Source organism: Microbaculum mangrovi (assembly GCF_051390635.1).
Classification (GTDB): domain Bacteria; phylum Pseudomonadota; class Alphaproteobacteria; order Rhizobiales; family Tepidamorphaceae; genus Microbaculum.
In genome coordinates this window covers 737,689-755,412 of record NZ_JBPODT010000004.1, presented here as the reverse complement: position 1 = coordinate 755,412, position 17,724 = coordinate 737,689, and the positions used below count along the sequence as shown (strand labels likewise).

Sequence of the window (17,724 nt, the reverse complement as noted above, 5' to 3'; positions counted from 1 at the left end):
CCAGGCGGCAATGACAACAATGAGCAATGCAGACCAGCCGACGGTAATCAAGAAGTACGCCAACCGGCGTCTCTACAATACCGGCACCAGCACCTACGTGACGCTCGACGACCTTGCCGAAATGGTGAAGTCCGAGGACGACTTCGTCGTCATCGACGCCAAGAGCGGCGAGGACATCACCCGTTCGGTGCTCACCCAGATCATTTTCGAGCAGGAAAGCCGCGGGCCGAACCTGCTGCCGATCAATTTCCTGCGCCAGCTCATCCGGTTCTACGGCGACAGCATGCAGAACCTGGTGCCGAGCTATCTCGACTTCTCGATGAGTTCGCTGACCCGCGAGCAGGAGAAGTTCCGCGAACAGATGGCCAAGACCATCGGCGCCACCGCGATCGGGGCGATGGAGGATCAGGTCCGCCGCAACATGCAGATGTTCGAACGGGCCTTCCGCATGTTCTCGCCCTTCGGCCAGGAGGGCGAGGCGCAGCCCCAGGGCATGGCCAAAGCCGAAGAGCCGAAAAAGACCGGGCAGGGCGATCCCGAGATCGAATCGCTGAAGCGGCAGCTCTCCGACGTTCAGGATCGTCTCGACAAGATTTCGAAGAAGCGCTGAGCGGCGCCCGGGACGCTGGCTATACGGCCGCCTGGATCGGGCTTGGCGCCGGGACGTCCTCGAGGGTCGGGAACAGGTGGCCCTGCAGGTAATCGACGCCGAGCTCCTCGAGGATGCGGGCGTCGGTCTCCGTCGAGACCTTTTCCGCGATGGTCTCGAGCCCGATGCGCTGGGCGAGCGACACCAGCGTTGCGACGAAGAAGCGATCGTCCTCGGTCTCCGCGATCCGTTCGATGAAGGCGCCGTCGATCTTGACGATGTCCGCGCCGAGCGATCGCAGGTTGCGGAACGAGGTATGGCCGGCGCCGAAATCGTCGATCGCGACCTTGCATCCCAGGTCGCGCACCGAGCGGACGAACGCCACCGCCCGTTCCATGTCGCGGATCGCCATGGTTTCCGTGATTTCGACGATCATCCGGTGCGCAATATCCGGATGGCGGCGCAAATGGGCGTGCAGGCGGCCGAACCAGCTTCCGTCATAGGCGCTGACGGCGGACACGTTGATCGACAGGACGAGAGACGAATCCCGCACCAGCCTGGCAACGGCCAGATCGAGCGTGCGGTGATCGACGAGGCGGACGATGCCCAGCCGCTCCGCGGTCTCGATGAACGCGCCGGCGGCGACTTGCGAGCCGTCGTCCAGATTTATACGGCACAAGGCCTCGTGAAAGATCGGCGTGCGGTCGCCGACGGCGACGACCGGCTGCAGCACGAGGGCGATGCGGCCCTCGTTGAGCGCGGCGACGATCTGGGCCGCGACCTGGACGTTGTGCTTGCGGACGGCGTCGCGCTGCGGTGAGGGCTCATAGACGACGATGCCCGCGCAGCCGCGCACCCGCGCCTCGTCGAGCGCTTCCTGGGCATGCATCATCGCGTCGTTCGCGGTGCGTCCGTGGCGCGGCAACACAACCGCGCCGACGGATACCGTGACCGCCACAGAACCGGTGCCGGTCGAGATCGGCCCGGCGCCCACGGCGCGCGAGAACCGCGCGATGGCCACGCACAGGTCGGTGTCGGAGCAAGCATTGAGGACGATCCCGAGCTTGTTGCCCGACAGACGGCCGATGCAGTCGTCGGCGCGCATCTCGCGGCGAATCCGACTGGCGACGCCCGCGATCACTTCATCGGCGATGTCGAATCCGTAGGCGTCGTTCAGGATCGCCAGATTGTCCACCGCCACCACGGCAAAGGCCGCGCTCGACTGAAAGCGGTCCGCCGCGTCGATCGCGGCGGCCAACTCCTCTATCAGCCGCGGCCGGTTCAACCCGCCGGTCAGCTCGTCCTGGTCACTGTGATAGATCAGCCGTTCGTCACGGGCACGCCGCTCGTTGACCGCGCGCACCACGCCGCGCGCCCTGGCAGGCCTGCCGTCGGGACCGGCGTACCAGCGCCCGTTGTCCTCGATCCACAGTTCCTTCTCGTCGGGGTCCTCGGTCAGGATCCGGTATTCGATGTGGTAGACAACGCCCTCGCCTTCGTCTCGCTGTCCCGTGCCGGTGACGGTGTCGTAGCGTCCGGAGGGGCCCTTGGGGTCGATCAGGCGCGCGTAGCCGCGACCCGACGCGAGCGCCTCGGGAGCGACCTTGAGCACTTCGGGCGCCTTGTTGCTCCAGATCAGCCGATCGGTGGCGAGGTCCCAGTCATAGGCCACGACGCCGGCAAGCGGCAGCACCTCCGTCGAGTCCAGGGACTCGGAGACGGAGCGATGCGCACCGGCCACGGTCGACTGGTCGGCAAGTCCAGCGATCTTCGCCAAATCCTGCTCCCCTTTTGGTCAGAACGTGCAAAGGCGGCCTAGTCCGATCGTCCATCGTCCCGCCGTTAGGTTAAAATTTCCCCAACAAACTATCTCGGGTTGAGACCATTCCGCGGCAAAATATGATTAAGATTCCGTTAGCGGTTGGCGCGGGGCTTGCTCCTGTACGGGCAAGGGGCCGATGCCGGTCCCGATCTGGAACGGAGACAAAGAATGACGCCGACACAGTCGTCCGTCAGGCCAAAGATGATCGAAATCGGGACGGTTCCAGCAATCCGGCCGGCGGCCGATCCGGGCACGGATGACCGCGACCGGCCGTCACGGGGCAACGCGACTTCGGCCGAACAGGCCCACCTCCCCGTCCCGGCTGGTAAACAGGAGGCCCCGGTTCCCGGACAATTCTCGGCATCCTTGCGGCCCCAGGCGCCGCTCGTCGCACAACTCATCGCGACCCATCTGGGCCTGCCTCAGACGCGCAATCTGCGCCGCGCCGGCAATGACCAGGCCCGGACGGCCTATCGTGATGCCGCGACCCTCGGCCCGGTGGCGCCCAGCCGCCGCGACCGCCGGATCTAGCATTCCATCCTAGAAACCGATCGCGCAGCCGTCCTTGCGCGGGTCTGAACCGCCGATCAGAACCCCGCGTTCGCGGTCGATCAGCACCATCTGGCCGCCCCCGAGCGGCATCGTGCGCCACCCGATCTCGTGGCCCCGTTCGGCAAGCCCGGCGGCGGTCGCCTCGGGAATGCCCGTCTCCAGCATGGTCAACTCGCCGTCGAAGAAGGCCCGCGGGGCATCGATCGCCTCCTGCGGGTCCATGCCGAAATCGATCAGGTTTCCGAGAACATGCGCGTGGCCGCAGGCCTGGTACTGGCCGCCCATCACTCCGAACACGGCGAGCGGCAGCCCGTCGCGCATCAGCAGGCCGGGGATCAGCGTGTGCATCGGGCGCTTGCGCGGGCCGACCTGATTGGGATGGCCGGGCGTCGTGACGAAGCCGCTGGCCCGGTTCTGCATCGCGACGCCGCTTGTCACCCCGATGATCCCCGAGCCGAAGGAGTCGAACAACGAATTGATGAACGAGACGGCCATGCCGTCCTGGTCGACCACGCAGAGATAGACCGTATCGGTCGCGTCGCGCGGGTCCACGGGACCGGGATCCGGCATGCGGCGGTCGGGCCGGATTCGCGCTGCCAGCCGGTCGACATAGGCCTCATCGAGCAGCATCGCGGCCGGAACGTCCGCGGTCGCCGGATCGCTGACGAACCGGTCGCGACAGGCATAGGCGAGCCGCGCCGTCTCGATTTCCAGATGCAGCCGCTCGGCGCCGACCGGGTCGAGACCCGACAGGTCGAAGCGCGACAGGATCGACAGCATCAGCAGCGCGACGATGCCCTGCCCGTTCGGCGGCAGCTCGCCGACCGACACCGAGCGATAGGGCGACAGCATCGGCTCGACCCAGTCCGCCTCGACGGCCGCCAGATCCTCCAGCGCCATGCAACCGCCGCGGCGGCCGATCGCGGCGACCAGGTCCTCGGCAACCGTCCCGGTATAGAACCCGGATGGCCCTTCGGCGGCCACCGTGCGCAACGTCGCGGCAAGCGCGGGATATGCCATCACGTCGCCGACGGACGGTGCGCGCCCCTCCGCGGTCAGGTAATGCCGGCGCCCGCCAACGTCCCGCGAAAGCCGGTCGACTTCGCCCGCCCAGTCGGCGGCGACACGCGGGGCCACCGCGACCCCGCGCTCGGCGAGGTCGATCGCAGGCGCCAGCGCACCGTCGAGCCCGATCGTGCCGAACCGCTCCAGGAGCCGTGCCCAGGCGTCGATGGCACCAGGCACCGTCACTGAGCAGCCGTGTCTGCCCGCCAGCGCCTCCGGCCCCGCTGCGGCCACCCGCTCCGGCGTCAGCGCGGCCGGCGCCCTGCCCGAGCCGTTGAGACCGTGCAGCGTGCCGTCCGGTTCGGCCACGATGGCGAAGCAATCGCCGCCTATCGACGTCATCTGCGGCTCGGCGAGCGGCAGGATCGCGGCGGCGGTGATCGCCGCGTCGACCGCGTTGCCGCCGCGCTTCAGGACATCGAGCGCCGCATCGGACGCCAGTGGATGCGAGGTCGCGACAAGGCCGCCGGTGGCGTAGACCGCCGAACGGCCAGGCTTCTGGAAGTCCCGGGTCATGCAGGTCAGGCGTCCCCGTGCGGACCGACGGCGAAATCGCGCCGGGCTCCGCGGATCGTGATCGAGAAACCGGCGACGACATCGACGAAGGCGATCGCCGTCATCAGGAAAAACGTCGACGTCGCGGCCCGCGGGACGAGCAGGAATTCGATGACGCAGCCGACGAAGACGACGGTCGACAGGATATGGTCGACGATCGATCCGGACCCGGTATGGGTCGCCTTCAGGATCTCGATGAACAGGAAGACCAGCGTGACCAGCAGGAAGATGTCCGAGGACGTCGCCGTCCAAACCGCGCCCGACGACATGGTCAGCGAGAAGACCGGCGCCTGCCAGTCGACGCCGCCGAAAACGAATTCGAGGACGTTGTAGCCGATCAGCGGCAGTATCATCAGCGGGACGCCGTACATGGCCTGTCTCCGTCACGAATCGATTGGTTGGCGTTTCCAGACATCTTGCAGACCGGCGATGCCGGGGCAAACCCCGACTCGGCCCGCGAAACGAAAAAGGCCGGCTCGAGGCCGGCCTTGTCGGTCAGTCGTAGGCTGCGGACGACCTCAGTCGTTGCCCTTCGGCTGCAGCACCTGCCGGCCGCGATACATGCCGGTCTTCAGATCGACATGGTGCGGACGGCGCAGCTCACCCGACTCCTTGTCCTCGACATAGGTCGGAGCCTTCAGCGCATCGGCGGAACGCCGGTGACCGCGCTTCATAGGCGTGGTTTTCCTTTTCGGTACGGCCATTTCTAATCTCCTGCAAACGGCGGCGCCGCAGGCGCCCGAAAGAGCGATCCGCTCCCGGCAGCCTCGGCGAAAGTACGGAAGTCGGCAGGCTTATAGCGCCAAGTAGAGCAAAACGGAAGTCCACATCGACGCAGAATCTTTATTTGTCCGGTTGGATGCATGTCACGTAGGCGCCGGCCTGGCGGGTACGCTTTTCGACAATTCCGGCAAGATGGGCGGTGGAGCGACCGGGTTTCACCGGGTTTCGCTCCAATGGATTGGGCAGAATCGCGGCCAGGCGCGCCGACTGGCGCAGGGACAGCTTCGCGGCGGGTACACCGAACCAGTACTGCGCGGCCGCCTCTGCGCCGAACACGCCCGGGCCCCATTCGACGACATTCAAGTAAATCTCGATCATCCGCCGCTTCGACCAGACGAAGTCCATGTAATAGGCCAGCGGCACCTCCAGCGCCTTGCGCACGTAGCTGCGCGACTGCCACAGGAACAGGTTCTTGGCGACCTGCATGGGGATGGTGCTCGCCCCCCGCGACGCGTCGGAATCGATGACCTCGCGCACCGCCGACCAGTCGACGCCGGCGTGTTCGCAGAACTTCCCGTCTTCCGACATGATCACGGCATAGGCGAGGTTTGGCGCGATGTCGGTGAGCGGCACCCACTGCTTCTTCACCGCCCCCCCGGAAAGGCGCGTCCAGACCTCGAGCGTCGAGAACGGCGGAGGCACGACGGCATAGAGGGGAACCAGGACGAGAGGCAGAGCGACCAGCACCACGGCGACGGTCACGGCAAGGCGGACGATCCGCCGCAGCGGGCCGCGCTTCCGCTTCCTCTTGCCGCCGTTGCGTTTCTGTCCCGCCTCCGGCGTCCCGCCTTTCGGGGCCGGCTTCCGGGAGGACTTTGCCGTTGCCATCGGCTGGCAATAGCGCCTCTGCCGGTCAGCCGGCAACCTTTCTGGCGATTTCATCGATCGCGCCGGACAGCAGTTGCCATCGTCGTCCGCCTCGGCCACAGTCGCCGCGAACAGCGACAGAGTCGGGTCGGGGACACCGGAAAAGCATGGCGACAACAGACTTCGAAGCCGACCTGGCGACGACCGGGAAACAGGTCGATGCCGCGCTCGAGACCCTTCTCGGCGAAGGGGCCCTGCCCAAGGGCCGCCTCGGCGGTGCCATGCGCCATGCCGTGCTTGGCGGCGGTAAGCGGCTGCGGCCCTACATCGTGCTGCGCAGCGCCGAATTGTTCGCCATTCCGGACGCCGCCGCCATGCCGACGGCCTGCGCGCTGGAACTGCTTCATTGCTACAGCCTCATCCACGACGACCTGCCGGCCATGGACGATGACGATCTGCGCCGCGGACGCCCGACCGTTCACCGCGCCTACGACGAGGCAACCGCGATCCTCGCCGGCGACACCCTGCTGACGCTCGCGTTCGAAGTCGTGTCCACTCCCGCACCTCAGGCCGATCCGGCGATTGCCGCGACGCTGGTGCACACGCTTGCCCGCGCCGCCGGGGCCACCGGTATGGCCGCGGGCCAGATCCTGGATCTCGAGGCCGAAGGCCGCTTCGACGGCGGCAAGCCGTTGTCGCTGTCGGAATCGCAGGTCAGCCATCTGCAATCGCTGAAGACCGGCTCCCTATTCCGCTTCGCCGCCGAGGCCGGCGCGATCCTCGGCAAGGCAAGCCCGGAAGACCGCGTCCGCCTCGCCCGCTACGGCGCCGCGCTGGGCCGCGCCTTCCAGATCGCGGACGACCTGCTCGACGAGGAGGCAAGCCCGGAGGAGCTGGGAAAGGCGACCGCCAAGGATCGGGCCAGGGGCAAGGCGACGTTGCCCGCCGTCATCGGCAAGGGCGCGGCGCGGGAGAGGCTGGCCGAATCCGTATCGGCGGCCCGCGAAGCGCTCGTGCCCTATGGCGACCGGGCCTCCCGCCTGCTGGCGGCGGCCGATTTCGCGGCGACAAGACGGAATTAGGCGGCTCGGTCGAACGGGACCCAGAGTATCGCCTTGAAACAGGATGAAGACGTCTCATCTATACGGACCGGGGACGGCCCCACGCATTGCGCGACTTCCGGATGAGGACGACCTCATTGACAGCAATTGAGGTGGGATATGCCGTGGCTCTTCCTTTTCGGCGCAGGGGTCTTCGAGATCTTCTGGGCACTCGGCCTGAAATACACTGACGGATTCACGCGGCTGTGGCCGTCGCTCGGCACGGCCGCATCGATGGTCATCAGCTTCATCCTGCTCGGCCTCGCGCTCCGCGACCTGCCGCTCGGCACCGCCTATGCCATCTGGACGGGAATCGGGACTGTCGGAACGGCAGTCCTCGGCATGATCCTGTTCGGCGAGCCGTCGGACGCCCTAAGGCTCTTCTGCATCGGCCTGATCCTCGCCGGCATCGTCGGGCTCAAGCTGTTCACCCCGCACTGAGGCGGAACACCCAGGGAAGCGGACCGGGCTACTCGGCCGCGTCGGCGTCCCGAGCAATACCGGCCGCCTGCCCGAACCGGCGCTCGATGTAGTCGATCACGATTTGCTTGAAATCGGCCGCGATCGTCGCCCCGCGCAGGGTCATCGCCTTGCTGCCGTCGATGAAGACGGGCGCGGCCGGCTGCTCGCCCGTGCCCGGCAGCGAGATGCCGATATCGGCATGCTTGGATTCGCCCGGACCGTTGACGATGCAGCCCATCACCGCGACGTTCATCGCCTCGACGCCGGGATATTTCTCCCGCCACGCCGGCATTTCGTCGCGGATGAAGTCCTGGATGTCCCGGGCAAGCTCCTGGAACACCGTCGAGGTGGTCCGCCCGCAACCGGGGCAGGCCGTGACGACGGGCAGGAAGGTCCTCAGCCCCATCGTCTGCAGCATCTCCTGGGCGACCTGCACCTCCTTGGTGCGGTCGCCGCCCGGCTCCGGCGTCAGCGAGACGCGGACCGTGTCGCCGATGCCTTCCTGCAGCAGCACCGCCATGCCGGCCGTCGAGGCGACGATGCCCTTCGAGCCCATGCCGGCTTCGGTGAGCCCGAGATGCAGCGCATGGTCGCTGCGGCGCGCGAGCATCCGGTAGACGGAAATCAGGTCCTGAACCTGGCTGACCTTGGCCGACAGGATGATGCGGTCGCGCGCCAGCCCGATTTCCTCGGCCCGCTCGGCCGACAGCAGCGCCGATTGCACGATCGCCTCGTGCATCACCGCGCGCGCCGATTTCGGCGTCGCGGAGGCCGCGTTCTCGTCCATCAGCCGGGTCAGCAGTTCCTGGTCCAGCGAGCCCCAGTTGACGCCGATGCGCACCGGCTTGCCGTACTTAAGCGCCGTCTCGATCATTGCCGAGAACTGCCGGTCGCGTTTCTCGCGAAAGCCGACATTGCCCGGGTTGATCCGGTATTTGTCGAGCGCCTCGGCGCAGGCCGGATGCTCCGCCAGGAGCTTGTGGCCGATATAGTGGAAGTCGCCGACGAGCGGCACCGTGACGCCGCGGGCCAGTAGCGCGTCGCGGATATGCGGCACGGCGGCGGCGGCCTCGTCGCGATCGACCGTGATGCGCACGAGCTCGGAGCCGGCCCGCGCGAGCGCGGCGACCTGGGCGACGGTGCCGTCGATATCGGCGGTGTCCGTATTGGTCATCGACTGGACGACGACCGGATGGTCGCCGCCGACGAAGACCCCGTAATCGGCTTGCCCGACCAGCACGCCGACCGTCTTGTGCCGCGGCGCCGGACCAAACTCTTCGAACTCTGCTGCGTCCATTGCGTATCGCTTCCTATTGCACCGACGTGGGCCGCGAGACGCCCGCGCAATGGCTGCACCGGCCCTCGATCTCGACCACCGCCAGATCGGGGCTGAAATCGCTGTCCCGCGCCACCTTCCCGATCGCCGCTTCGACGTCTTCCGCCGGTGCCTCGCCGACATTGCCGCAGTCCCGGCAGATCAGGAACACCGTCCCCTCGTGCGCCGCGTCGCCGATCATGCAGGCGACATAGGCGTTGCGGCTCTCGATCCGGTGCGCGAGCCCCTGCTGAAGCAGGAAATCGAGGGCCCGGTAGACCGTGATCGGGGCCGGTCGTTTCCCGTTCTCGGCCATCATGTCGAGAATTTCGTAGGCCCCCATCGGGCGATGGCTCTGGGCCAGCACGTCGAGCACCTTCTCGCGCTGGCTCGTCAGCCGGACGCCGCGCCGCCGGCACACCGCGCGCGCTACCCGCACCACGCGGTCGGCGCAGACGTCGTGATCGTGGCCGGGATTCGGGAAGTCCGACATATCGCGTTCCTTAACGCCATTTCCGGCGCCAAACCAGTGCAGGGGCTTCAGTATAGCCGGTCGGAGGCCGCGATACAGCGACGTCCCGGCTTCACGCCTTTGCTGCAGCGCAATATATCCTATGTAGTCCGTCACGGACGCGCTGCCAGTAGAAAGGGCTTCGAATGACTCTCAAGGGTAAATCCGCCGTCGTCACCGGCTCCACCTCCGGCATCGGCCACGCCATCGCGGACGGCCTGGCCAGGCATGGCGCCAACATCACGCTCAACGGGTTCGGCGACCCGGCGGAAATCGAGGCGACACGCGCCGAAATGGCGGACAAGCACAAGGTCGAGGTGCGCCATTCGCCGGCCGACATGACCAGGCCGGACGAGATCGCCGCCATGATCGCCGACGCGGAAAAGGCGTTCGGTTCCGTCGACATCCTCGTCAACAATGCCGGCATCCAGTTCGTCTCGCCGGTCGAGGACTTTCCGGTCGAGAAATGGGACGCGATCATCGCGATCAACCTGTCCGCCGCCTTCCACGGCATGCGCGCCGCGGTTCCCGGCATGAAGAAGCGCGGCTGGGGCCGCATCATCAACACCGGATCGGCCCACGCCCTCGTCGCCTCGCCCTACAAGGCGGCTTACGTGGCGGCCAAGCACGGCCTCGCCGGCCTCACCAAGACCGTCGCCCTGGAGACCGCCGAGCACGGCATCACGGTCAACACCATCTGCCCCGGCTACGTCTGGACTCCGCTTGTCGAGAAGCAGGTCCCCGACACCGCCAGGGCCCGCGGCATCAGCGAGGAGGCGGTCAAACGCGACGTCCTGCTCGCCGCCCAGCCGACGAAGGAGTTCGTCACCGTGGACGAGGTCGCCGACATCGCGGTGTTCCTCTGTTCCGACGGCGCCCGCTCGATCACCGGCTCGCTGCTGCCGGTCGACGGCGGCTGGACGGCGCAGTAGTCCGATGGCCGCCCGAAAGGCCCCCCGAAAGGCCGCCGCCAAAGGCGCACGGGCCGCGCAGCCGGCGAAGCCGGCGCCGCAGCCCTTCGACATCGACGCCCCCGTCGATGGTCATACGCCGATCAATCTCGCCCTGCAGGGCGGCGGCGCGCACGGCGCCTTCACCTGGGGCGTGCTCGACTGGATCCTGGAGCGGGGGCCGCTGAAGATCGACGGCATCAGCGGCACGAGCGCCGGCGCCATGAACGCCGTCGCGCTGGTGTCGGGCTACCACAAAGGCGGCCCCGACGGAGCCCGGCAGGCGCTGGAGGACTATTGGCGCGCCGTCAGCCGCAGCTCGCGGATGTCGCCGGTCCAGCGCACCGTCGTCGACCGGATGATGGGCAACTGGAGCCTGGACTGGTCGCCCGGCTTCATGATGGTCGATCTCATCAGCCGTTTCGTGTCGCCCTACGAGTTCAACCCGCTCAACCTCAACCCGCTGAAGGACCTGCTCGAGGAGATCGTCGATTTCGACGCGGTCCGCGCCTGCGACTCGGTCCGGCTGTTCCTGTCGGCGACGAATGTGCGCACCGGCAAGGTGAAGCTCTTCCATAACCGGGAGATCACGGCCGACCACGTGATGGCCTCGGCCTGCATTCCGCTGATGTTCCAGGCCGTCGAGATCGACGGCGTTCCCTACTGGGACGGAGGGTACTCCGGCAACCCGGCGCTGTGGCCGTTCTTCTACGAGACCGAGACTCGCGACCTGCTGCTGATCCAGATCAACCCGATCGAACGGCCCGAAACGCCCAAGTCCGCCCGCGAGATCCTCAATCGCATGAACGAGATCACCTTCAACTCCTCGCTCCTCAAGGAGCTGAGGGCGATCGAGTTCGTCGACCGGCTGGTCGAACAGGGCGTCTTGCCCGCTGACCGCTACCGGCAGATCCGCGTTCACGTGATCGACGGCGGCGAATCCCTGAACGGCCTGACCGCCTCCAGCAAGTTCAACGCCGAGTGGAAGTTTCTTACCTTCCTGCGCGACAGCGGCCGCGCCGCCGCCGAGCGCTTCGTCGAGCAGTTCCATCGGAACCGCGGGGAACAATCGACCGCCGACATGCGCCGCATATTCGAGTAGCGCGGGATTGGCGGGTGCGCTCCCGCGTGCTGAAATCGGCGCATGACAGCAATCGAGATCCGTGTCGCCGATATCACGACGCTGCCCGTCGACGCGATCGTCAACGCGGCGAACGAAGCGCTGATGCCCGGCGGCGGCGTCTGCGGCGCGATCCACCGCGCCGCCGGTCCCGAACTTGCCGAGGAATGCCGGACGATCGGCAATTGCCCGACCGGCGAGGCGCGCATCACCGGCGGCTACCGCCTGCCCGCCGGCCACGTCATCCATACGGTCGGCCCCGTCTGGCAAGGCGGCTCTGCCGGCGAGGACGGGTTGCTGGCACGCTGCTACCGGGCGTCCCTGGACCTCGCCAGAGACCATGGCCTGAGGACCGTCGCCTTTCCGGCGATCTCGACGGGCATCTTCGGCTTCCCGCCCGACCGTGCCGCGGAGATCGCGGTCCGGACGGTGCATGACGTGGCCGAAGCCGCGCCGGACGCCTTCGACGGCATTGTCCTGTGCTGTTTCGACGAGGCGTCGGCGAAGCGACACGAGCAGGCGGCCGAAGCAGCCTCCATTCCTGCAACCCGCCTATGACGACGGGACCACTTCCATCCTGGCCGCGCCCGGCTAGGATGGCGGTCCTTTTTCGCCGGACGGGAAATGATGACAGAAGAAAATCGGCAGAACACCGGCCCACTCGCCGGCATCCGCATCCTTGACCTCACCCGCATCCTGGCCGGGCCGACCTGTACCCAGCTTCTTGGCGACCTCGGTGCCGACGTGATCAAGATCGAGCGGCCCGGCGAGGGTGACGACACCCGCAAGTGGGGTCCGCCCTACGTGAAGGACGCCGACGGCCGGGACACGGACGAAAGCGCTTACTACCTCTCGGCCAATCGCAACAAGCGCTCGCTCGCCGTCGATGTCGCCAGGCCCGAGGGCGCGGCGCTGGTGAAGCGGCTGGCGGCGAAATGCGACGTCTTCGTCGAGAACTTCAAGGTCGGCGGGCTGGCGAAGTACGGTCTCGCCTACGACCACCTGAAGGACGAGCTGCCGGGCCTGGTCTATTGCTCGATCACCGGCTTCGGCCAGACCGGCCCGAACCGGATGCGCGCCGGCTACGACTATCTGGCGCAGGGCATGGGCGGCATCATGTCGATCACCGGCGTGCCCGGCACCGAGCCGGTCAAGGTCGGCGTCGCCATCGCCGACGTGATGTGCGGCATGTATGCCTCCACCGCGATCCTCGCCGCGCTGCGCCACCGCGACGCCACCGGCCAGGGCCAGTACATCGACATCGGCCTGGTCGACACCCAGGTCGCCTGGCTGATCAACGAGGGCACCAACTACCTAACCTCAGGACAGGTGCCGGTCCAGCGCGGCAACGCCCACGCCAATATCGTGCCCTACCAGGTGTTCGAGACCGCGGACGGCCATGTCATCGTCGCCGTCGGCAACGACAGCCAGTACAGGCGCTTCTGCGATTTTCTCGGCGCCCCGGAGCTTGCCGCGGAGCCGTACGCGACCAACAGCGCCCGCGTCTCCCATCGCGACGAGCTGGTGCCCAAGATCGCCGAACGGCTGAAGACCCGCAAACGCGACGACATCCTGCAGGGCCTGGAGGCACGCGGCGTGCCGGCCGGTCCGGTCAACACCATCGCCGACGCCTTCGCCGAGCCGCAGGTGGCCGCGCGCGACATGAAGATCGCGATGGACCATCCGCTCGCCGGGTCCGGCGCCGTGGATCTGATCGGCAATCCGCTGAAATTGTCGGAGACGCCCGTCAGCTATCGCAATCCGCCGCCGTATCTCGGACAGCATACCGACGACGTGCTCGCGGACGTGCTGGGCCTCGATGCGGCCGAACGCGACAAGCTGCGCGATTCCGGCGTGATCTGAGCTAGGATTCGCGTCGGTTCACTGATTCGACGGCCGAAGGGCCGCTCAATGCTCGACGCGCATCCTGTCCTGCTCGGAACGATCGGCAGCCTGCTCGCCGGGGCGATGACGTCCGTCGGCGCGCTTCCGGTGTTTTTCGGCCGGGACATTTCCACGCGAACGCAGGATGCCCTGCTCGGGTTTGCCGCCGGCGTCATGCTGGCGGCCTCGTTCTTCTCGCTGATCATTCCCGGCCTCGACGCCGCCGGGCAGCTTTACGACAGTACGTTCGCGGCCGCGACGATCTGCGTCGGCGGCCTCGTTCTCGGCGTCGCCACGATCGCCTGGATCAACGAATCCGTCCCGCACGAGCACTTCCTGCTCGGCCCGGAAGGGCCGGCCTCCCCGAGCCTCAGGAAGATCTGGCTGTTCGTGATCGCCATCACGATCCACAACTTCCCCGAAGGCCTGGCGGTCGGCATCGGTTTCGGCGCCGGTGATTTCGCCAACGGGCTGTCGCTCGCCACCGGCATCGGACTGCAGAATGCGCCGGAGGGCCTTGCGGTCGCCGTCGCGCTGGCCTCGCAGGGCTATTCGCGAACGAGCGCCTTTCTGATCGCGTCGGCGACCGGAATCGTCGAGCCGGTCGGCGGACTGCTTGGCGCCGGCGCGGTTTATTTTTCGCAACCGCTCCTGCCCTGGGGCCTCGCCTTCGCCGCCGGCGCCATGCTCTACGTCATCAGCCACGAGATCATCCCGGAGACGCACAGCCGGGGAAACCAGAACCAGGCCACCGCCGGTCTGGTGGTCGGCCTTGTGGTCATGATGTTCCTCGACGTGACGCTCGGCTGAGGTCCACGGGACGCCACAGCACCGCCGTCGGTCTCCTAGAACGCGTCGTCGAAGCCGGTCAGGACATTGACGGCGTTGATGCCGATCTCGTCGACCGCGTAGCCGCCCTCCATCAGGATCACGGTCGGCAGGCCCAACCCGGCCATCGTCTTGCCGATATCCAGATAGTCGGCGCTCGTCAGCTTGAACTGCGAGATCGGGTCCTTCTCGAACGTGTCGACGCCGAGCGACACGACGACCGCGTCCGGGGCGTAGGAGGCGACCTCGTGGCAGGCATCCCTCAGCGCCTGCCCCCAGGCGTCGTAGGCCGTGCCCCATTCCATCGGGTAGTTGACGTTGTAGCCTTCGCCCCGCCCGGCGCCGATCTCATCGGCATAGCCGAGGAAGTAGGGATATTCCTGCCTGGGATCGCCGTGCAGCGACAGGAACTGCACGTCGGCACGCTCGTAGAAGATCGTCTGCGTGCCATTGCCGTGATGATAGTCGATGTCGAGGACGGAAATCCTCTCGGCGCCCTGGTCGCGTAGCCACTGGGCGGCGATCGCGGCGTTGTTGAGGAAGCAGTAGCCGCCGCAATAGTCGCCGGCGGCGTGATGGCCGGGCGGGCGGCACAGGCCGAAGGCCACCCGCTCGCCATCCTTGACCAGCCGCGCCGCCGTCAGCGCCACGTTGGCGCTCGCCCGGACCGCCGGCCAGGTGCCCGCTGTGATCGGCGCGCCGGCGTCGAAGGAGAAGTAGGAGAGCTTGCCGTCGATCTCCTCCGGCTCGATCGCGCGCAGGCCGCGCACCGGCCAGACGAGCGGCAGCGCGTCCCACTCCCGGCCCGTCTCCTTCCACATGTCCCACGCCGTCTCGAGGAACGCGAGGTAGCGCCCGTCATGTACCCGCGCCAGCGGCGCGACCCCGAAATCCTCCGGCGCCAGGATCTCGCCGAGCCCCACCTCCTTGACGCGCGCCAGGATGATGTCGGCGCGCTGCGGCCTTTCGTGCGCGGGCATCAATGTCCCGTCGACCAGCTCCTTCTTCGCGGCATGCAGGCGGTGATCGTCGGAATAGACGGTTTTCATGGATCGGGATCCTCGGCTGGGCTGCGACCGGCCCTGTCTAGCGAATTCAGGCGGGCGCGCCCAGCCGCGCCGCCACATTAGCCGAGAAACAATCGAAACGGTCAGCGGCCGGACGGAAACGTCGGCGATGTCGTTCTGCAAACCGCATCCGGTTTGCTCGCGCCCCGTCCCAACACGGGGAGTGGCCCAACACGAGGAAAGGCACACACGACATGAACCAGATGTTTCGACCGGATACCGACCGGGCCCAGGAATTCGAGGGCCGCGTGGTCGGCATGATCAACGACGGCGCCCTGTGCCTGATGGTGGCGATCGGCCATCGCACCGGCCTGTTCGACACGATGGCGGGCATGGCCTGGGCGAACAGCGCCGAAATCGCCGAAGCCGCCGGCCTGCAGGAACGCTACGTTCGCGAATGGCTGGGCGCCATGACCGTCGGGCGCATCGTCGACCACGATCCCGACACCGGCACGTACCGGCTTCCGGACGAGCATGCCCGCGTTCTCACGCGCGACGGCGAGGGCGACAACATGGCGGTCGCGGCGCAGATCATCCCGGTTCTCGCCAACGTCGAGACGGACATCGTCGACTGCTTCCGCGAGGGCGGCGGCGTGCCCTACGAGAGGTTCGATCGCTTCCACGAGGTGATGATGGAGGACTCGAACCAGACGGTCGTTCCCAACCTCGTCGACAAGATCCTGCCCCTCGTCGACGGGCTGGTCGGAAAGCTGGAGAGGGGCATCCGGGTTCTCGACGTCGGCTGCGGCCGCGGCCGCGCCCTCAACAGTCTGGCCGCCGCCTTCCCGAACTCCACCTTCGTCGGCTACGACCTGTCGGACGACGCCATTGCCTTTGCGCGCGCGGAAACCCGGCAGCAGGGCAGCACCAACGTCGCGTTCTACAGCCGCGACGTCACCGATCTCGAGGCAACCGTCGAGGCGACGGCGTTCGACCTCGTGCTGACCTTCGACGCCATCCACGACCAGGCCGATCCGATGGCGGTGCTGCGCGGCATCCGCCGGGCCCTGAAGGACGACGGCGTCTACATCTGCCAGGACATCAGGGGCTCGCACCATCATCACGGCAACATGGACCACCCGCTGGCGCCGTTTCTCTACACGGTCTCGACCATGCACTGCATGACCGTATCGCTCGCCCAGGGCGGCGAGGGCCTCGGCACCATGTGGGGCTGCGAGACGGCCCTGTCCTACATGGCCGATGCCGGCTTCTCGTCGGTGACACAGTACGAGCTCGAGCACGACATCATGAACGTCTACTACGTCTGCCGCCCCTGAGCCGTGGTGGACGCCCCGCCATCGGGCTCAGGCGGCGATCGTCCCGGGAAAGCTGCTATGGTTGGCTTCCCGGGAATGGTCGTCGCCTGTCCGACAGTCGTCTACGCGCTCGACACGCTGACGTGCTTGGCGCTCCAGGAGCCGGGCCAGACCTCGGCGGCGCCGGCCCGCTTCTGGCGGATGACGCCGATCGGAATGTCGCGGGCGATCAGGAACGGTCCGTCGCCCTGATTGCCGTCGACCAAGTCGTTGTCGACCGGGCCGATCGTCGAATGGATGCCGGTGAAGCCGAGCTCGGTCTCGCAGGGCATGTAGACGGCGCATCCCGAGACGTTCTGGTCGTTCTGGGTGGTTCCCGGCGCCGCACCGACGCAGCCGGTCACGGCAACCGCGCTCATCAGCTCCACCGCGCGCGCCTTGGCACAGCCGAACACGCGGCTGTAGCCCGACAGATAGTAGGTCATCGACGGCACCATCAGGAGATCGACGTTCTGCGGCGCGAGCAGGCTCGACAGCGCCGGCATCTCGACGTCGAGGCAGACCAGCATGGCGAGCCGCAGGCCCTCCCACTCGACGATGCGGATCTCGTCTCCGGTCGCAAGGTGCCAGCTGTCCGGGTCCTGTTCGCCCGGCGTCAGCGCCAGCTTGTCCTGGTGGATGGCGCGGCCGTCCGGCAACAGCAGCCAGGCGCGGTTGCGGCAGCCCGCCTCCGCCGGCCACGGCATGGTGCCCGCCAGCAGCGCGACACCGTACTTTTCCGGCAGCGGCGTCAACAGCGCCAGGGCCTCGGCGGCCTGATCGGCCATCCAGCCGATTTCCTCGGTCGGCTTCAGCCCCTCCGGCTTGAAACTCAGCCACTGCTCGGCGGCATACTCGGGCATCACCAGGATCTTCGCCCCGGCGTCCGCCGCCTCCGCCATTTTGGCCTCGACGCGCGCCGCCCAGCCGGCGAGCCCGTTTACCGGCACGGACAGATTGGTCGCCCACAGGGCAATGGTGAGTGTGTCGTTCACGTCTGGCTCTGCCTCCGTCGTCTC

19 protein-coding genes are annotated in these 17,724 nt (G+C 67.3%); 10 read left to right on the top strand and 9 right to left on the bottom strand.

Features of this window, described 5'->3' with window-relative positions; genetic code table 11:
* Positions 1-19: 19 nt before the first annotated feature.
* On the top strand, positions 20-610 hold the full coding sequence (gene phaR / locus ACSF9G_RS20305; RefSeq protein WP_436643940.1) for a polyhydroxyalkanoate synthesis repressor PhaR: 591 nt from the start codon (positions 20-22) through the stop codon (positions 608-610).
* Between the two features lie 19 nt (positions 611-629).
* On the opposite strand, the gene ACSF9G_RS20300 is transcribed toward phaR, so the two are convergent.
* The gene (locus ACSF9G_RS20300) at positions 630-2,366 is read right to left on the bottom strand and encodes an EAL domain-containing protein (RefSeq protein WP_436643939.1); all 1,737 of its coding nucleotides are present in this window, start codon (positions 2,364-2,366) and stop codon (positions 630-632) included.
* A 213-nt stretch (positions 2,367-2,579) separates the two neighbouring features.
* On the opposite strand from ACSF9G_RS20300, the gene ACSF9G_RS20295 reads away from it, so the two are divergent.
* Positions 2,580-2,942, top strand: coding sequence for a hypothetical protein (locus ACSF9G_RS20295; protein WP_436643938.1), 363 nt, complete (start codon positions 2,580-2,582; stop codon positions 2,940-2,942).
* 9 nt (positions 2,943-2,951) lie between these two features.
* Here the strand turns inward: ACSF9G_RS20295 and ACSF9G_RS20290 are convergent, their stop codons facing one another.
* The 4 genes from ACSF9G_RS20290 to mtgA all read right to left on the bottom strand — a co-directional run bounded on the left by ACSF9G_RS20290 (position 2,952) and on the right by mtgA (position 6,194).
* Positions 2,952-4,544: a gamma-glutamyltransferase family protein gene (locus ACSF9G_RS20290; RefSeq protein WP_436643937.1), complete on the bottom strand. Its 1,593-nt coding sequence runs from the start codon at positions 4,542-4,544 to the stop codon at positions 2,952-2,954.
* Positions 4,545-4,549: 5 nt separating this feature from the next.
* Complete coding sequence (locus tag ACSF9G_RS20285; RefSeq protein WP_436643936.1) at positions 4,550-4,954, bottom strand: hypothetical protein; 405 nt, start codon at positions 4,952-4,954, stop codon at positions 4,550-4,552.
* Positions 4,955-5,101: 147 nt separating this feature from the next.
* On the bottom strand, positions 5,102-5,287 hold the full coding sequence (rpmF, locus tag ACSF9G_RS20280) for a 50S ribosomal protein L32 (RefSeq protein ID WP_436643935.1): 186 nt from the start codon (positions 5,285-5,287) through the stop codon (positions 5,102-5,104).
* Positions 5,288-5,426: 139 nt separating this feature from the next.
* Positions 5,427-6,194, bottom strand: a complete 768-nt coding sequence (mtgA, locus tag ACSF9G_RS20275; protein ID WP_436643934.1) for a monofunctional biosynthetic peptidoglycan transglycosylase — start codon at positions 6,192-6,194, stop codon at positions 5,427-5,429.
* A gap of 146 nt (positions 6,195-6,340) precedes the next feature.
* Between mtgA and ACSF9G_RS20270 the strand changes: the two genes are divergently transcribed.
* Positions 6,341-7,255 (top strand): polyprenyl synthetase family protein, encoded by a 915-nt coding sequence (locus ACSF9G_RS20270; protein ID WP_436643933.1) that lies wholly within the window; start codon positions 6,341-6,343, stop codon positions 7,253-7,255.
* A 138-nt stretch (positions 7,256-7,393) separates the two neighbouring features.
* Complete coding sequence (sugE, locus tag ACSF9G_RS20265) at positions 7,394-7,714, top strand: quaternary ammonium compound efflux SMR transporter SugE (RefSeq protein WP_436643932.1); 321 nt, start codon at positions 7,394-7,396, stop codon at positions 7,712-7,714.
* A gap of 28 nt (positions 7,715-7,742) precedes the next feature.
* On the opposite strand, the gene ispG is transcribed toward sugE, so the two are convergent.
* Positions 7,743-9,032 carry a flavodoxin-dependent (E)-4-hydroxy-3-methylbut-2-enyl-diphosphate synthase gene (gene ispG / locus ACSF9G_RS20260; RefSeq protein WP_436643931.1) on the bottom strand — a complete coding sequence of 430 codons (1,290 nt, stop codon included), beginning with the start codon at positions 9,030-9,032 and terminating at the stop codon, positions 7,743-7,745.
* Between the two features lie 13 nt (positions 9,033-9,045).
* The gene (locus tag ACSF9G_RS20255; protein ID WP_436643930.1) at positions 9,046-9,543 is read right to left on the bottom strand and encodes a Fur family transcriptional regulator; all 498 of its coding nucleotides are present in this window, start codon (positions 9,541-9,543) and stop codon (positions 9,046-9,048) included.
* A 164-nt stretch (positions 9,544-9,707) separates the two neighbouring features.
* Between ACSF9G_RS20255 and ACSF9G_RS20250 the strand changes: the two genes are divergently transcribed.
* From ACSF9G_RS20250 to ACSF9G_RS20230, 5 genes are all read left to right on the top strand, one after another.
* Positions 9,708-10,493, top strand: a complete 786-nt coding sequence (locus ACSF9G_RS20250; RefSeq protein ID WP_436643929.1) for a 3-hydroxybutyrate dehydrogenase — start codon at positions 9,708-9,710, stop codon at positions 10,491-10,493.
* 4 nt (positions 10,494-10,497) lie between these two features.
* The gene (locus ACSF9G_RS20245; RefSeq protein ID WP_436643928.1) at positions 10,498-11,613 is read left to right on the top strand and encodes a patatin-like phospholipase family protein; all 1,116 of its coding nucleotides are present in this window, start codon (positions 10,498-10,500) and stop codon (positions 11,611-11,613) included.
* Positions 11,614-11,655: 42 nt separating this feature from the next.
* Positions 11,656-12,189 carry an O-acetyl-ADP-ribose deacetylase gene (locus ACSF9G_RS20240; RefSeq protein WP_436643927.1) on the top strand — a complete coding sequence of 178 codons (534 nt, stop codon included), beginning with the start codon at positions 11,656-11,658 and terminating at the stop codon, positions 12,187-12,189.
* 69 nt (positions 12,190-12,258) lie between these two features.
* Positions 12,259-13,494, top strand: coding sequence for a CaiB/BaiF CoA transferase family protein (locus tag ACSF9G_RS20235; RefSeq protein ID WP_436643926.1), 1,236 nt, complete (start codon positions 12,259-12,261; stop codon positions 13,492-13,494).
* A gap of 48 nt (positions 13,495-13,542) precedes the next feature.
* Positions 13,543-14,325, top strand: a complete 783-nt coding sequence (locus tag ACSF9G_RS20230; protein WP_436643925.1) for a ZIP family metal transporter — start codon at positions 13,543-13,545, stop codon at positions 14,323-14,325.
* A gap of 35 nt (positions 14,326-14,360) precedes the next feature.
* On the opposite strand, the gene ACSF9G_RS20225 is transcribed toward ACSF9G_RS20230, so the two are convergent.
* Positions 14,361-15,392, bottom strand: coding sequence for a histone deacetylase family protein (locus tag ACSF9G_RS20225; protein ID WP_436643924.1), 1,032 nt, complete (start codon positions 15,390-15,392; stop codon positions 14,361-14,363).
* Between the two features lie 212 nt (positions 15,393-15,604).
* Between ACSF9G_RS20225 and ACSF9G_RS20220 the strand changes: the two genes are divergently transcribed.
* Positions 15,605-16,687: a class I SAM-dependent methyltransferase gene (locus tag ACSF9G_RS20220; RefSeq protein WP_436643923.1), complete on the top strand. Its 1,083-nt coding sequence runs from the start codon at positions 15,605-15,607 to the stop codon at positions 16,685-16,687.
* A 101-nt stretch (positions 16,688-16,788) separates the two neighbouring features.
* On the opposite strand, the gene ACSF9G_RS20215 is transcribed toward ACSF9G_RS20220, so the two are convergent.
* Entirely contained in the window at positions 16,789-17,700 is a 912-nt protein-coding gene (locus ACSF9G_RS20215) for a nitrilase-related carbon-nitrogen hydrolase (RefSeq protein WP_436643922.1), read from the bottom strand.
* Between the last annotated feature and the right edge of the window lie 24 nt (positions 17,701-17,724).

Coding starts and splice junctions, on each gene's coding strand:
- phaR (WP_436643940.1), top strand. CDS start 20: ATGAGCAATGCAGACCAGCCGACGGTAATCAAGAAGTACGCCAACCGG.
- ACSF9G_RS20295 (WP_436643938.1), top strand. CDS start 2,580: ATGACGCCGACACAGTCGTCCGTCAGGCCAAAGATGATCGAAATCGGG.
- ACSF9G_RS20255 (WP_436643930.1), bottom strand. CDS start 9,543: ATGTCGGACTTCCCGAATCCCGGCCACGATCACGACGTCTGCGCCGAC.
- ACSF9G_RS20235 (WP_436643926.1), top strand. CDS start 12,259: ATGACAGAAGAAAATCGGCAGAACACCGGCCCACTCGCCGGCATCCGC.
- mtgA (WP_436643934.1), bottom strand. CDS start 6,194: ATGGCAACGGCAAAGTCCTCCCGGAAGCCGGCCCCGAAAGGCGGGACG.
- ACSF9G_RS20245 (WP_436643928.1), top strand. CDS start 10,498: ATGGCCGCCCGAAAGGCCCCCCGAAAGGCCGCCGCCAAAGGCGCACGG.
- rpmF (WP_436643935.1), bottom strand. CDS start 5,287: ATGGCCGTACCGAAAAGGAAAACCACGCCTATGAAGCGCGGTCACCGG.
- sugE (WP_436643932.1), top strand. CDS start 7,394: ATGCCGTGGCTCTTCCTTTTCGGCGCAGGGGTCTTCGAGATCTTCTGG.
- ACSF9G_RS20250 (WP_436643929.1), top strand. CDS start 9,708: ATGACTCTCAAGGGTAAATCCGCCGTCGTCACCGGCTCCACCTCCGGC.
- ACSF9G_RS20285 (WP_436643936.1), bottom strand. CDS start 4,954: ATGTACGGCGTCCCGCTGATGATACTGCCGCTGATCGGCTACAACGTC.
- ACSF9G_RS20225 (WP_436643924.1), bottom strand. CDS start 15,392: ATGAAAACCGTCTATTCCGACGATCACCGCCTGCATGCCGCGAAGAAG.
- ACSF9G_RS20290 (WP_436643937.1), bottom strand. CDS start 4,544: ATGACCCGGGACTTCCAGAAGCCTGGCCGTTCGGCGGTCTACGCCACC.
- ispG (WP_436643931.1), bottom strand. CDS start 9,032: ATGGACGCAGCAGAGTTCGAAGAGTTTGGTCCGGCGCCGCGGCACAAG.
- ACSF9G_RS20270 (WP_436643933.1), top strand. CDS start 6,341: ATGGCGACAACAGACTTCGAAGCCGACCTGGCGACGACCGGGAAACAG.
- ACSF9G_RS20220 (WP_436643923.1), top strand. CDS start 15,605: ATGAACCAGATGTTTCGACCGGATACCGACCGGGCCCAGGAATTCGAG.
- ACSF9G_RS20230 (WP_436643925.1), top strand. CDS start 13,543: ATGCTCGACGCGCATCCTGTCCTGCTCGGAACGATCGGCAGCCTGCTC.
- ACSF9G_RS20240 (WP_436643927.1), top strand. CDS start 11,656: ATGACAGCAATCGAGATCCGTGTCGCCGATATCACGACGCTGCCCGTC.